This is a genomic window from Paenibacillus xylanilyticus (assembly GCF_013359935.1).
Classification (GTDB): Bacteria; Bacillota; Bacilli; order Paenibacillales; family Paenibacillaceae; genus Paenibacillus; species Paenibacillus xylanilyticus.
Window position 1 is genome coordinate 1 of the sequence record NZ_JABMCB010000048.1, and the last position, 881, is coordinate 881.

Below are 881 nucleotides of genomic sequence, written 5' to 3' on the forward strand. Positions count from 1 at the left end.
CTGATCACCACTCTTCGCCAGACGGCATTTAAAGGTGATGCCAGCGATGCGCAGTTCATCGCATTACTGATCGTTGCCAACCAGTACGGCCTTAATCCGTGGACGAAAGAAATTTACGCCTTTCCTGATAAGCAGAATGGCATCGTTCCGGTGGTGGGCGTTGATGGCTGGTCCCGCATCATCAATGAAAACCAGCAGTTTGATGGCATGGACTTTGAGCAGGACAATGAATCCTGTACATGCCGGATTTACCGCAAGGACCGTAATCATCCGATCTGCGTTACCGAATGGATGGATGAATGCCGCCGCGAACCATTCAAAACTCGCGAAGGCAGAGAAATCACGGGGCCGTGGCAGTCGCATCCCAAACGGATGTTACGTCATAAAGCCATGATTCAGTGTGCCCGTCTGGCCTTCGGATTTGCTGGTATCTATGACAAGGATGAAGCCGAGCGCATTGTCGAAAATACTGCATACACTGCAGAACGTCAGCCGGAACGCGACATCACTCCGGTTAACGATGAAACCATGCAGGAGATTAACACTCTGCTGATCGCCCTGGATAAAACATGGGATGACGACTTATTGCCGCTCTGTTCCCAGATATTTCGCCGCGACATTCGTGCATCGTCAGAACTGACACAGGCCGAAGCAGTAAAAGCTCTTGGATTCCTGAAACAGAAAGCCGCAGAGCAGAAGGTGGCAGCATGACACCGGACATTATCCTGCAGCGTACCGGGATCGATGTGAGAGCTGTCGAACAGGGGGATGATGCGTGGCACAAATTACGGCTCGGCGTCATCACCGCTTCAGAAGTTCACAACGTGATAGCAAAACCCCGCTCCGGAAAGAAGTGGCCTGACATGAAAATGTCCTACTTC

1 protein-coding gene is annotated in these 881 nt (G+C 51.5%); it reads left to right on the top strand.

Annotation, left to right across the window (positions count from 1 at the left end; translation table 11 throughout):
- The coding region (gene bet / locus HP552_RS00300) for a phage recombination protein Bet (protein WP_175393811.1) at positions 1–711 on the top strand (711 nt) is incomplete at its 5' end.
- Positions 712–881: the final 170 nt, after the last annotated feature.